Below are 12,497 nucleotides of genomic sequence, written 5' to 3' on the forward strand. Positions count from 1 at the left end.
CCCCGGACCTGTCCACCGTCAGCGAACCCCCTGGACCTCACCCGGTGCGCGCGTAGCGTCGGTTACGACGTAATCGTGTAATCGAGGTGGTGCGAGATGCGACGCGGATGGGGAAGCAGGGGCGGGTGGCCGCAGGCCGAGCAGCCCCCGGCCGACGACGCGGGGGCCTGGTTCGCGGGCCGCCTGCCCGACGGGTGGTTCGCCGAGGCGCCCTCGGTGAGCGTCGACCGCGAGGAGATCGTGGTGGTGGGCGTCCTGCCGCCGCTGGAGGGCGCGTTCGCCGACGACGCCGAGCGGGCCGCCGCCGAGTCCGGCCGGATCAGCCGGTTCCGGGAGCAGACCCGCGACGAGCGGATCGAGATCGCCCGCCAGGCCGAGCACCGCTACCGGCGCAAGGTCGCCTGGGGCGCCCGGCTCGGCGGCACCGAGGAGCTGTTCACCACGCTGTCCGCGCCCGTGATGACGCGGTTGCGGCAGCCCGAGCGCAAGGTGCTGGACACCCTCGTCGCGGCCGGCGTCGCCCGGTCCCGCTCCGAGGCGCTGGCCTGGGCCGTGCGCCTGGTCGGCGAGCACGCCGACACGTGGCTCGCCGAGCTGCGCGACGCCATGACCAAGGTCGACGACCTGCGGCGCCAAGGGCCCGACCTCGCGTGACGGGACCCCCGTTCCCCGACTAGCCTCGGAGGACGGGGGGATCACCGTGTTCTCAGTAGACTCCTACGCGCTCACCTGGCACCTCGACCCGGTCGAACCGGAGGTGCGGGGCCGCACCGCGGTCCGCTTCCGCGGCGGTCGCGACTACGTCGACCTGGCCGCCGCCGAGGTGCTCAGCGCCACGCTGAACGGGCGCCCGATCAGGTGCGAGGCCCCGCTGACCGACCTCGGCCCGGTCAACCTGCTGGAGGTCGACGCGCTGTTCGCGTTCTCCGACCGCGGGTTCCGCCGCGTCACCGACCCCGTCGACGGGCACGTCTACCTCTACGCCACCAACTACCCCAACGCCGCGCCGCGCACCATGTGCTGCTTCGACGACCAGCGGCTGCGCGCGCCCGTGACGCTGACCGTCACCGCGCCGCCGTCGTGGACGTGCCTGGCCAACGCCCCGCTGCGCGCCCGCTCCGGCGGGGTGCGGGAGTTCGCGCCGACGCACCCCATCCCGCCGATCGTGGTCGCCGCGGCGGCCGGCCCGTTCGCCGCCGTCACGCCCTCCGTGCACGTGCCCGCCTCGCGCTCGGCGGTCGACGGCGGCGTCGTCGCCGAACTGCTGACCAGGTCCGTCCTGTTCTTCGAGGACCTGCTCGGGCCCTACCCGTACCCGAAGTGCGAGGCCGTGTTCGTGCACGAGTTCCCGTCGCTGGCGCTGTCCTCGCCGGGACTGGTGCTGTTCGACCAGGTCGTGCTCGACCGGCTCGGCGCGCCGCGCTACGCGATGACCGTGATCAGCCACGAGGTCGCGCACGCCTGGGTCGGCAACCTGGTGAGCACCGCGTCCTGGCTGGTCGAGGGCCTCGCGGTGTACCTGAGCAGGTTGTTCGTCGAGCGGTTCCTGCCCGGCGGGCGACCGTGGGACGACCTGCCCGGCGACCCGCTGCCCGACCGCCCCTACGCACCGCACCTGGCCCGCGTGCTGGAGGTCGAGGCGCGCGTCGGCCGCCCCGCCCTGCTGCGCGGCCTGAAATCCCTGCTGGGCGAGTTCGCGCACGGCCACGCCACGGTGGCGGACTTCGGGGCACGCTGGGCGGCGTGACGGCGCTGCTGGTGCGGTGGCACGGGTTCACCGCCTACTGGTTCCCGCCCGCCGGGCGGTACGCCCTGGACGACGACCTCCACGCCGCCCTGGGCGCGCCCCCGGTCGCCGGGGTCGAGCTCGCCGCCGACCCGGCCGAGGTCGAGGCGTGGAACGCGGCGGCCCACCGGTTCCTCACCGAGGTCGTCGAGGCGCTGGAGCGGCGCGACCGCTCGTTCCGGGTCGCCGCCCGCCTCCGCCGCGCCGCCGCCGAGCGCGAGTTCGCCGCCCGGGTCGCCGCCGCCGACGCCCGCTACGCCCCCGTCCGCGCCGAGGTCGAGGCCCGCGCGGCCCGCGCGGAGGCGGAACGCGCGGCGGCCCGCGCCCGCGCGGAAGAAGGGGCCCGACGCGTGCAGCGGGAGGCCGAGGAGCGCTTCGCCGCCTGGCGGCGCGCCCACGCCGCCGCCCTCGCCGACCCGGGCAGCCCGGTCGCGCGCGCCACCGCCCTCAACCGGCGCGCCCTGGCCGAGGGCGTCGCGCAGGTGCTGGCCGCCGTCCGCGGCACCACCGCCGCCCTCGACGCCGCCGGGCGCCCCGGCCTCGCCTGGGTCACCGCATCACCACCGGACCCGCTGCCCGGCTGGTGGGTGGTGTTCGACTGGCGCGACCTGCCCGGCACCGGTGGCCTGCGCCGCCCGCCCGCCGTCCCGGTCGCGCACCTCTGGACGGGCGAGTGGGACCACGACCTGACCCCGCCGGGCGCCGCCCTGCTCACCCCGCGCCGGGACGACCACGCCGTCGCGGTCCCCGGCCCCCGCTGGTGGGTGCGCGACGTCGCGGACTTCGCCGAGTCCCTCTTCCCGACCCGACTCACCCACCGGGGCCGCCACCGCGACGACAACCGGCTCACCCTGCCGCTGGTGGAGCACGCCGACCCGGCCCACTACGAGCCCCACGTGCGGGCCGCGGCGACCCGCGCGGCGGCCGCGTTCACCGCCCTGCGGCCTCGTTGACCTGGTCGACGTCCACCAGGAACTCGGTCCGCCCGTCGACCGCCTCGATCCCCAGCGGGAGCCGCGTCGACACCGTCACCACCTCCGTGCCGTCCGCCAGGCTGCCGCGCCCGACCACCTCGCACGCCACCTCGACCTCGACGGGGTACGCGGTGTTGCCCCGCAGCCGCCCCTCGTCGTCGAACGCGGTGGGCTTGTCGAACAGGCTCCACTCCACCCCGTGCGCGTCGGTGAGCCGCACCTCGACCCACCCGGGGAAGGGCTCGTCGCTCACCCACCGCACCGCACGACCGGTCACGAACGCCACGGCAGACAGCCCCCGTCAGGAGTAGATCGCGAACCAGATGGCGATGTAGTGGCAGATCGCCGCCAGCACCGTGGCCGCGTGGAAGAACTCGTGGTAGCCGAAGACCTGCGGCCAGGGGTTGGGCCAGCGGGTGGCGTAGAAGATCGCGCCCACCGTGTAGAGGAGGCCGCCCGCGATGATGAGCGCCAGGGCCGCCACGCCCGCGTGGTGCAGGAGGTCGGGCAGGACGAACACCGCCACCCAGCCCAGGGCGATGTAGATGGGCACGCCGAGCCAGCGCGGGGCGTGCGGCCAGGCCAGCTTCAGCGCCACGCCGGCCAGGGCGCCGATCCACACCACGGCCAGCACGACGTTGCCCGTGGCCGGCGGCATGGCCAGCAGCGCGAACGGGGTGTAGGTGCCCGCGATGAACACGAAGATCATCGAGTGGTCCAGGCGCTTCATCCAGGTGCGCGCCCGCACGCTCACCCAGTTGACCCGGTGGTAGAGGGCGCTCACCCCGAACAGGCCGAGCACCGTCACCCCGTACACGGACGTGGCGAGGGCGGCCTTGGCGGACACGGTGGCGGCGGCCAGCGCGATCAGCACGGCCCCCGTCGCCACCGAGACGACGAACGACCAGAGGTGCAGCCAGCCGCGCAAGCGGGGCCGCAGGGAGGGCGCCGGGAGGTGGGACTGCGTCGACGTGGTCACCCGCCCGAGGTTACGGGACCGTAGGTGCGCCGGCAGCACGTGTCGCGGTGACCAGCCCCACGCGGCGTACGCTCTGCCAGCGTGGGTCTTCGCGAGCGCATCAAGGACCGGTTCCTCCTCCCGATCTACGAGTACCGGCTCACCCGGTGGCTGGACGGCAGGCAACGGCCGCGCCACGTCGGCGTCGTGCTCGACGGCAACCGCCGCTGGGCCAAGGAGGCCGGCTTCACCGACGTCGCGCACGGCCACCGCGCGGGTGCCCGCAAGATCCTGGAGCTGCTGACCTGGTGCCGCGAGTCCGGCGTCGAGGTGGTGACCCTGTGGATGCTGTCCACGGACAACCTCAACCGCCCGGACGACGAGCTGGGGCCGCTGCTCGACATCATCGCCGACATCGTCGACGAGCTGGCCGAACCCGGTAACCCGTGGCGCGTGCGGCACGTCGGCGCGCTCGACATGCTGCCCACCGAGACCGCGGCCCGGCTGTCCGCCGCGTCCCTGCGCACGCGCTCCCGCACCGGCCTGGAGGTCAACGTCGCGGTCGGCTACGGCGGCCGGCAGGAGATCGCCGACGCCGTGCGCAAGCTGCTCCAGAAGCACGCCGAGAGCGGCGGCACGATCGAGGAGCTGGCCGAGGTCCTCGACGTCGACCACATCGCCGAGCACCTTTACACCTCCGGCCAGCCCGACCCCGACCTGCTGATCCGCACCTCGGGCGAGCAGCGGCTGTCCGGGTTCATGCTGTGGCAGTCGGCGCACTCGGAGTTCTGGTTCTGCGAGGCGTACTGGCCGGAGTTCCGCCGCACCGACTTCCTGCGCGCCCTGCGCGACTACGCCATCCGGCACCGCCGCTTCGGGTCCTGACGCCCCTCGGGAACGCCGAGGGGCGGCACTCCCGGTGGGAGTGCCGCCCCTCGCGACCTCAACGCGGTTCGGTGCCCGTCGGCTCACTCGCCGTCGTGCGCGACCTCGGTGTCGTTGTCGTCGTTGTCGGTGTTGATGCACAGGTTCTCGTCGTTGTGCGAGAGGATCGGCACCGCGATGACGTTGACCTCGGTGTTGCAGACGTTGAGGTTGCTCAGCAGGTCGGAGTCGTTGCCGAAGTTGACGAGGCCGATCTGGTCAACCTCGTCGCCCTCCTCGCCCTCCTCGTAGTAGGCCTCGACCTCGCCGATGGCGTAGTTGCCGCCCCAGTGGTCCTCGTGGCCCGGCGACGCGAAGGCCGGGGAGCCCAGCATCACGAGACCCGCAGCGGCCATGGCGACGACGCCTGCCTTCTTCAACATGTGGAACACACTCCTCTGATGAGAATTTGTGATGACCCCCGCGTCCCCGTTCAAGCATTCGGTCCGGGGGAATCCGGCGGCTCAGGCGGTGATGCCCTCGGAGCGATAATTTACCGCCTGACAGCGGCGGAGTCAGCTCTCTGACACTATCGTGTGAATTATTTTTCTGTTCGTTTGTGGGCTATGTCGCACTGGGTATCGATCATGCCTTCCGGCACGCTTCGCCCTTCGGTATTTAATCCGACTGGGACTTTCTCGGCGGCGTTACCACGGAAGAGTGATGGAGTGCATTCCCGGCACTCTCCGTGGTGAACGTGTGGAGTGCCCGGTGCATTTCCCCTGGTGCCCGGAATTCGTTCACCGGGAAGTGTGGGACCGGTGTTTTCCGCGGGGCGGATTCGCGCGCGTCAGCCGCTCGCGCGAGGCGGCCGGTATCGCCGGGCCGGTATCGCCGGGTCCGTGCCGCCGGGCCGGTCACGCGGTCCGCGAACGCGAAGAGCGGTGGTCCGCGCTGTGCGGACCACCGCTCCGGGGGCGGTGACGTCGGGTTCGACCGACTTACTCGCCGGCGACCACGGTGTCGTTGTCGTCGTCGTCGGTGTTGACGCACAGGTTCGGGTGGTCGTTGTGCGACAGCACCGGCACGGCGATGACGTTGACCTCGGTGTTGCAGACGTTGAGCTGGCTCAGCAGGTCCGAGTCGTTGCCGAAGTTGATGGCGCCGAACTGGTCGGAAACGTCGCCGTTCTCGCCCTCCAGGTACGCGAGGTCCGCCTCGCCGATCGCGAAGTTGCCGCCGTCGACCGGGTGGAAGCCGTGCTCGTCCGGCTCGCCGCTCAGGGCGAACGCGGGGGAGCCGAGCATCATGAGCCCGGCCACGACTGCGGCAACGGTGCTTGCCTTCTTCAGCACTTGCACTCTCCTCTTCATGGGTTTCCCCGTTTTGTCAGCGCTGTGAGAAGCCCGCAAGCGGGTTCGTCGCGGGCAAACTACCGAACCCGGACCCCCGCTCGAAGGCTGATAACCCTATTGTGTGACGCCGGGCGGTCTGTCATCCCACGAAAAGGTGTTCTTCTTCGGGTGATTCGCGGTGCCCGTGGCCCTGTGGTAAATCGCGCGGTCCTCTCGTATCGTCTCCGACCTGTGGACGGCGACGGGATCGTGCGGGAGTACCAGGTGCTCGGGCTGGGGCTCGGGAAACTGGTGCCTGGACTGGTCGACTCGTTCACCGGGGACCGGGCGCTGCTCCGGGCCGTGGACGACGCGCCCCGCCCGCACCCCGCCACGCTCGCCGAGCGCGCCGCCCTGCTGCGCCGCGAGCTGCCGGGCACCGACCTGGAACCGGAGCGCAAGCGGTTCCTGGAGGCGCACCTGGTGGCCGCCGAGACCACCGCGCGCCGGCTCGCGGGCGTGCGCGTGCCGTTCGTGGAGGAGGTCCGGTCGTACTTCCAGGTCGACGTGCGCCCCGGCCACCCCGACACCTACCGCCGCGCCCACGTCGAGCTGGACGCCCTGCTGCCCGGCGGCGGGTCGCTGGCCGAGCGGCTCGCCGACCACCGCGCCCTGGACGAGGTGCCGCCGCGCAAGCTCGGGCCCGTCGTGCACGCCCTGTCCAGCGCGCTGCGCGACCGCGTCCGGCAGCGCTACGAGCTGCCCGCGCACGAGGTCGTCGAGTACGAGGTGGTCACCGACAAGCCGTGGAGCGGGTTCAACTACTACCTGGGCGGCTTCCGCTCGCGGGTCGCGATCAACGCCGACCTGGGCCACCGCACGTCCAACCTGCCGCACCTGGTCGCGCACGAGTCCTACCCCGGCCACCACACCGAGCACTGCCGCAAGGAGGTCGGCCTGGTCGGCAAGCGCGGCCACGCCGAGCAGTCGATCTTCCTGATCAACTCGCCGCAGTGCCTGATGGCCGAGGGCATGGCCGAGCTGGGCCTGCACGCCGTGGTCGGCGCGGGCTGGGGCCGCTGGACCGAGGACGTCGTCGGCGACCTGGGCCTGCGGATGGACGGCGAGCTGGCCGAGCGCGTCGAGGGGGCGCTGTCCGGGCTGCTCACCGTGCGCCAGGACGCCGCGCTGATGCTGCACGACCGGCGCGCCCACCCCGACGAGGTGGTCGAGTTCCTGCGCCGCTGGCTGCTCGTGCCCGAGCGGCGGGCCCGGCACATGCTGCGCTTCCTCGCCGACCCGCTGTGGCGGGCCTACACCACCACCTACGTCGAGGGCGTGCGGCTGCTGCGGGCGTGGCTCGACCTCCGCGCCCCGGCGGACACCCTCGGTGACCGCTATTTGAGACTCCTCGACGAGCCGCTGGTGCCGCGGACCCTCCGGCAGGAGATCGACGAGGGCGTGCCCTGGCTGCCCCGCGACCCTGGGTGACCGGATCACCGGGACGGCCGTCAGGCCGCTGAGCTGCGCGGACGAGGGCGCGTTGCGCCGGTGTGACGGCCGGTGGCGCCGCGCAAGCACCCGTTGTGGCCATCTTTCCCGCGTTTTGCGACCAGGTGACGAATTGACGAATCACCTGTGTGGCTGCCTGCATAAGAGGGACTGCGGAGGTAACTTCCGGTTGGCGGGACGCGTCCACTGCGGACCGCGCAGGGAGGCCCTGATCGTGGCGGTGAGCACGAGGGGGCCGGCACCCGGCCCTCGTGGTCGGTGCGCCAGAGCGTGACGGCGTACCGGTCGATCGGGGTGGTGCCTGGCCCAGCGAGGAGCGGACGCGGGTGCCGCGTTCGTGAGGGAGTTGCCGTGAACGCACGACGACCCGCGAGCCGTTCCTCAGGCTCATCGCGCAGCACTTCTCGGCGCCGTGGCGCGCCCACGACCAACACGTACGTGGTGGACACGTCCGTGCTGCTCTCCGACCCGATGGCCACCACGCGGTTCGCGGAGCACGAGGTCGTGCTGCCGCTCGTGGTGATCAGCGAGCTGGAGGGCAAGCGGCACCACCCCGAGCTGGGCTGGTTCGCGCGGGAGGCGCTGAGGCTGCTCGACGACCTGCGGCTGAAGCACGGCCGCCTGGACAACCCGGTGCCGATCGGCGAGCACGGGGGCGTCCTGCGCGTCGAGCTCAACCACTCCGACCCGGAGGTGCTGCCCGCGGGTTTCCGCACGGACTCCAACGACGCCCGCATCCTGGCCTGCGCGCTCAACCTCGCGGCCGAGGGCAACGCCGTCACGCTGGTCACGAAGGACATGCCCCTGCGCGTCAAGGCCGGTGCCGTCGGCCTCGCCGCGGAGGAGTACCGGGCGCACGACGTCACCCTGTCGGGCTTCTCGGGGATGTCCGACGTGGACGTCGACCAGTCCGTCGTGGACGCCCTGTACCGGGACGGCGTGATCGACCCGGCGACGTTCGACCCCGGCGCGCCCGACCTCGCCCGCGTGGCCGAGCTGCCGTGCCACAGCGGCCTGCGGCTGCTCGCGGGCACGTCGAGCGCCCTGGGCCGGGTCACCGCGGACAAGCAGGTCAGGCTGGTGCGCGGCGACCGCGAGGCGTTCGGCGTGCACGGCCGGTCCGCGGAGCAGCGCGTGGCGCTGGACCTGCTGCTCGACACCGAGGTCGGCATCGTCTCGCTGGGCGGGCGGGCCGGCACCGGCAAGTCGGCGCTCGCGCTGTGCGCGGGCCTGGAGGCGGTCATGGAGCGCCGCCAGCACCGCAAGGTCGTCGTGTTCCGCCCGCTGTACGCGGTGGGCGGGCAGGAGCTGGGCTACCTGCCGGGCTCCGAGAGCGAGAAGATGCAGCCGTGGGCGCAGGCGGTGTTCGACACCCTCGGCGCGCTGGTCAGCCAGGACGTGGTCGAGGAGGTCATGGACCGCGGCATGCTGGAGGTGCTGCCGCTGACCCACATCCGGGGCCGGTCGCTGCACGACTCGTTCGTCATCGTCGACGAGGCGCAGTCGCTGGAGCGCAACGTCCTGCTCACCGTGCTGTCGCGGCTGGGCACCAACTCGCGGGTCGTGCTCACGCACGACGTGGCGCAGCGCGACAACCTGCGCGTCGGGCGGCACGACGGCGTGGCGGCGGTCATCGAGAAGCTGAAGGGCCACCCGCTGTTCGCGCACGTCACCCTGACCCGGTCGGAGCGCTCGCCGATCGCGGCGCTGGTGACCGAGATGCTGGAGGACTACGCGTCCTGACGGCCGGGGCCCGCTCCCGCCGGGGGCGGGCCCCGCCGCGGCACGCCCGCCGGAGCGGCGTGCCGGTGGCCGTGCCGACGGTCGGCCCGGTGGTCGGCCCGGTGGTCGGGCCGGTCCGGCGAGCCCGGTGCTCGGGCCCGCCGGTCGTCCGCCGGTCGTCCGGCGGGTTCCTACCAGCCGGCGGGCAGCGGCCGTCCCTCGGCGAAGCCCGCGGCGCTCTGGACACCCAGCACGGCCCGCTCGTGGAACTCCTCCACGGTCTGCGCGCCCGCGTACGTGCAGGCCGAGCGGACACCCGCGGTGATCGAGTCCAGCAGGTCCTCCACACCGGGGCGGAGCGGGTCGAGCCGCATCCGCGACGTGGAGATGCCCTCCTCGAACAGGCCCTTCTTCGCCCGGTCGAACGCGCCGTCCGTGCGGGTCCGTGCGCTGACGGCGCGCTTCGACGCCATGCCGAACGACTCCTTGTAGAGCCGGCCCTGCTCGTCGCGCTGGAGGTCGCCGGGCGACTCGTAGGTGCCCGCGAACCAGGACCCGACCATGACGCTCGCCGCGCCCGCCGCCAGCGCGAGGGCCACGTCCCGGGGGTGCCGCACGCCGCCGTCGGCCCACACGTGCCTGCCGAGCCGGCGCGCCTCGGCCGCGCACTCCGCGACCGCCGAGAACTGCGGCCGGCCCACGCCGGTCATCATCCGCGTCGTGCACATCGCGCCCGGCCCGACACCGACCTTCACGATGTCCGCGCCCGCCTCGACCAGGTCGCGCACGCCCTCCGCGGTCACCACGTTGCCCGCCACCACCGGCACCTCGGGCCCGGCCTCGCGGACCGCCTTCAGCGCGGCGACCATCTTCTCCTGGTGGCCGTGCGCGGTGTCGACGACCAGCACGTCCACGCCCGCCGCCAGCAGCCGCTCGGCCTTGGCCGTCACGTCGCCGTTCACGCCGACCGCCGCGGCCACCCGCAGCCTGCCGCCCGCGTCCAGCGCCGGCGCGTACACCTCGGCGCGCAGCGCGCCCAGGCCCGTCATGACGCCCGCCAGCCGGCCGTCGCCGTCCACGCCGAGCGCGACGCGCTGCGTGCCGCCGTCGAGCCGGGCGAAGACCTCGCGCGGCGGGGTGTCCAGCGGCAGGGTGACGACCCGCTCGTCGGCCACGTCCCGCAGCCGGGTGAACCGGTCGACGCCGGCGCAGCCCGCCTCGTCCACGACGCCCACCGGCCGCCCGTCGCCGTCCACGACGACCACCGCGCCGTGGGCGCGCTTGTGCAGCAGGTTGACCGCGTCGGCGACGGAGTCGTCGGGGCCGAGCGTGAGCGGCGTGTCCCACACCGCGTGCCGCTCCTTGACCCACCCGACGATCTCGGCGACCGCCTGCGGCTCCACGTCCTGCGGGAGCACGACCAGACCGCCGCGCCGGGCGACCGTCTCCGCCATCCGCCGTCCCGCCACCGCGGTCATGTTCGCGACCACGATCGGGATGGTCGCCCCCGTGCCGTCGGGGGTCGACAGGTCGACGCCGAACCTGGAGTCCACGGCCGATCGGCCGGGCACGAGGAAGACGTCGTCGTAGGTCAGGTCGTAGCTGGGCCGATGCCCTTCGATGAATCGCACGAGAGCTTGACGATACCCGTCGCGGGGCGAATCCGCCCTGGTGACGAGCACGAGCCGGGCACCGGCTTCGGGGCTCCGACCCGCGCCCCCCGGCGGGTCCGCACTACTGCGGCGGCCCGGCGGCCGGTGCCGCGCCGGGGAGCAGCGCGCGCACCGCGTCGATCGTGTCGGCCTCGCCCGCGTCCTTGTCCGGCCGGTAGCGCAGCACGCGGGCGAACCGCAGCGCCACGCCGCCCGGGTAGCGGGGGCTGACCTGCACGCCGTCCAGCTCGATCTCGACGACCAGGTCCGGCCGGACGGTGACGACCCACTCGTCCCGGTCGACCGCCCGGTCGAGCAGCTCCCGCGTCTGCCAGGCCAGCAGCTCGTCGGTGAGGCCCTTGAACGTCTTGCCGACCATGACCGGCGGGCCGCCGTCGGGGTCCCGCGCGCCCAGGTGCAGGTTGGACAGGAAGCCCTTGCGCCGGCCGCTGCCCCACTCGACGCCGACGACCACCAGGTCGAGCGTGTGCACCGGCTTGACCTTCTGCCACGCCCGGCCCCGGCGGCCGGCGGCGTAGGGCGAGTCGAGGGACTTGACCACGACGCCCTCGTGCCCGGCGGCCAGCGCCCGCTCCTGCACCTCGGCGGCGGCGGCCTCGTCCGGTTCGACCGCGCCGGGGACGACGTGGGCGCCCGCGACCCGCGCCAGCGCCTCCCGCCGGTCGCGCAGCGGGCGGTCGAGCAGGTCGACGCCGTCGAGGTGCAGGCAGTCGAAGAAGAACGGGCTGAGGAGCAGCTCGCGCACGTCCTGGGCCCCGAACCGGCTCATCGTCTCCTGGAACGGGCGGGGCTTGCCCTCGTCGGTCAGGGCCAGCGTCTCGCCGTCGAGCACGACCGACGAGCAGGGCAGGCCGCGGACCAGCTCGACCAGCTCCGGCACCGTGCGGGTGATCTCGCGCAGGGTGCGGGTGAAGACCCGCACGTCGTCGCCGTCGCGGTGCACCTGGATGCGCGCGCCGTCGAGCTTGTGCTCGACCGCGCACGCGCCCAGCTCGGCCAGCGCGGCGGGCAGCGACTCGGCGGGGGAGGCGAGCATCGGGCGGACCGGGCGGCCCACCTCCAGCCGGAACGCGGTCAGCGCCTCCTCGCCGGTCAGCGCCGCCACCGCCGTCTCCGGCAGCCGGCCGGACAGCATGAACGCGCGCCGCACCACCTCGCCCGGCACCCCGGCGGCCTTGGCGATGGCGTCCAGCATCACGCCCTCCAGCGCGCCCTGCCGCAGCTCGCCCGTCAGCAGCCGCTTGAGGAAGTCCTGCTCGGCGGCCGTGGCGCGGGCGAACAGCGAGCGCAGCGCCTCGACCCGCCGTGCCGCCGCCCCCTTGCCCGCGACGGCCGCGTAGGCGCCCAGCGCGTCGTCCACGTCGGGCACCGTGAGCACCGGCGCGTCGGCCGGCGGCACGTCGAGGTCGAGCACCGTGCGCCAGCCCGCGCCGATGCGGCCCTGGCTGGGCACCCCGACGAGGAACGACACGACGGCGGGCGTGGTCATCCGGCGCACCAGCCCGGCCAGGGCCTCGACCTTGGCCAACCGCGACCGCGTGGCCCCGACGGCGGCGGACGTCTCGACGACTTCGCTGAACAACACCCCCACATGGTGCCCCGCCCCACCCACCCCAACCACCGAGAGTCCAACCCCCAGACCCCGAGAGTCCAACGCTCAGGTCCCGAGAGTCC

12 protein-coding genes are annotated in these 12,497 nt (G+C 73.6%); 6 read left to right on the forward strand and 6 right to left on the reverse strand.

The annotated features are described in order from the left end of the window. Positions 1-96: 96 nt before the first annotated feature. From ACRAKJ_RS03645 to ACRAKJ_RS03655, 3 genes are read left to right on the forward strand one after another with little or no spacing between them, the layout of a single operon-like run. Positions 97-654, forward strand: a complete 558-nt coding sequence (locus tag ACRAKJ_RS03645; RefSeq protein ID WP_438924724.1) for a hypothetical protein — start codon at positions 97-99, stop codon at positions 652-654. Positions 655-700: 46 nt separating this feature from the next. After that, positions 701-1,747, forward strand: a complete 1,047-nt coding sequence (locus ACRAKJ_RS03650; RefSeq protein WP_438924725.1) for a M1 family aminopeptidase — start codon at positions 701-703, stop codon at positions 1,745-1,747. Further along, a complete protein-coding gene (locus tag ACRAKJ_RS03655; RefSeq protein WP_438924726.1) occupies positions 1,744-2,739 on the forward strand; it encodes a hypothetical protein in 996 nt (331 codons plus the stop codon). The genes ACRAKJ_RS03650 and ACRAKJ_RS03655 overlap by 4 nt, the downstream gene beginning before the upstream one ends. On the opposite strand, the gene ACRAKJ_RS03660 is transcribed toward ACRAKJ_RS03655, so the two are convergent. Both ACRAKJ_RS03660 and trhA read right to left on the reverse strand, forming a co-directional pair. Further along, a complete protein-coding gene (locus ACRAKJ_RS03660; protein WP_438924727.1) occupies positions 2,717-3,013 on the reverse strand; it encodes a hypothetical protein in 297 nt (98 codons plus the stop codon). The two genes, ACRAKJ_RS03655 and ACRAKJ_RS03660, sit on opposite strands and share 23 nt — an antisense overlap. A gap of 48 nt (positions 3,014-3,061) precedes the next feature. Beyond that, a complete protein-coding gene (gene trhA / locus ACRAKJ_RS03665; RefSeq protein ID WP_438924728.1) occupies positions 3,062-3,739 on the reverse strand; it encodes a PAQR family membrane homeostasis protein TrhA in 678 nt (225 codons plus the stop codon). Positions 3,740-3,820: 81 nt separating this feature from the next. Here trhA and ACRAKJ_RS03670 point away from each other — a divergent pair, with 81 nt between their 5' ends. Next, positions 3,821-4,603, forward strand: coding sequence for an isoprenyl transferase (locus ACRAKJ_RS03670; protein WP_438924729.1), 783 nt, complete (start codon positions 3,821-3,823; stop codon positions 4,601-4,603). Between the two features lie 83 nt (positions 4,604-4,686). On the opposite strand, the gene ACRAKJ_RS03675 is transcribed toward ACRAKJ_RS03670, so the two are convergent. Further along, positions 4,687-5,025 (reverse strand): hypothetical protein, encoded by a 339-nt coding sequence (locus ACRAKJ_RS03675; protein WP_438926990.1) that lies wholly within the window; start codon positions 5,023-5,025, stop codon positions 4,687-4,689. A 558-nt stretch (positions 5,026-5,583) separates the two neighbouring features. Beyond that, on the reverse strand, positions 5,584-5,937 hold the full coding sequence (locus tag ACRAKJ_RS03680) for a hypothetical protein (protein WP_438926989.1): 354 nt from the start codon (positions 5,935-5,937) through the stop codon (positions 5,584-5,586). Between the two features lie 231 nt (positions 5,938-6,168). Between ACRAKJ_RS03680 and ACRAKJ_RS03685 the strand changes: the two genes are divergently transcribed. Both ACRAKJ_RS03685 and ACRAKJ_RS03690 read left to right on the forward strand, forming a co-directional pair. Further along, positions 6,169-7,407: a DUF885 domain-containing protein gene (locus tag ACRAKJ_RS03685; RefSeq protein WP_438926988.1), complete on the forward strand. Its 1,239-nt coding sequence runs from the start codon at positions 6,169-6,171 to the stop codon at positions 7,405-7,407. 459 nt (positions 7,408-7,866) lie between these two features. After that, positions 7,867-9,171, forward strand: coding sequence for a PhoH family protein (locus tag ACRAKJ_RS03690; protein WP_447008872.1), 1,305 nt, complete (start codon positions 7,867-7,869; stop codon positions 9,169-9,171). Positions 9,172-9,341: 170 nt separating this feature from the next. On the opposite strand, the gene ACRAKJ_RS03695 is transcribed toward ACRAKJ_RS03690, so the two are convergent. Together ACRAKJ_RS03695 and ACRAKJ_RS03700 are read right to left on the reverse strand one after the other, a co-directional pair. Next, entirely contained in the window at positions 9,342-10,781 is a 1,440-nt protein-coding gene (locus ACRAKJ_RS03695) for a GuaB1 family IMP dehydrogenase-related protein (protein WP_438925116.1), read from the reverse strand. Between the two features lie 103 nt (positions 10,782-10,884). Next, positions 10,885-12,408 (reverse strand): ATP-dependent DNA ligase, encoded by a 1,524-nt coding sequence (locus ACRAKJ_RS03700; RefSeq protein WP_438925115.1) that lies wholly within the window; start codon positions 12,406-12,408, stop codon positions 10,885-10,887. Between the last annotated feature and the right edge of the window lie 89 nt (positions 12,409-12,497).

Source organism: Saccharothrix sp. DSM 118769 (genome assembly GCF_052936295.1).

What these genes read in the sequence shown, in the direction of transcription:
- ACRAKJ_RS03645 (WP_438924724.1), top strand. Translation starts at nt 97, where the DNA reads ATGCGACGCGGATGGGGAAGCAGGGGCGGGTGGCCGCAGGCCGAGCAG.
- ACRAKJ_RS03675 (WP_438926990.1), bottom strand. Translation starts at nt 5,025, where the DNA reads ATGTTGAAGAAGGCAGGCGTCGTCGCCATGGCCGCTGCGGGTCTCGTG.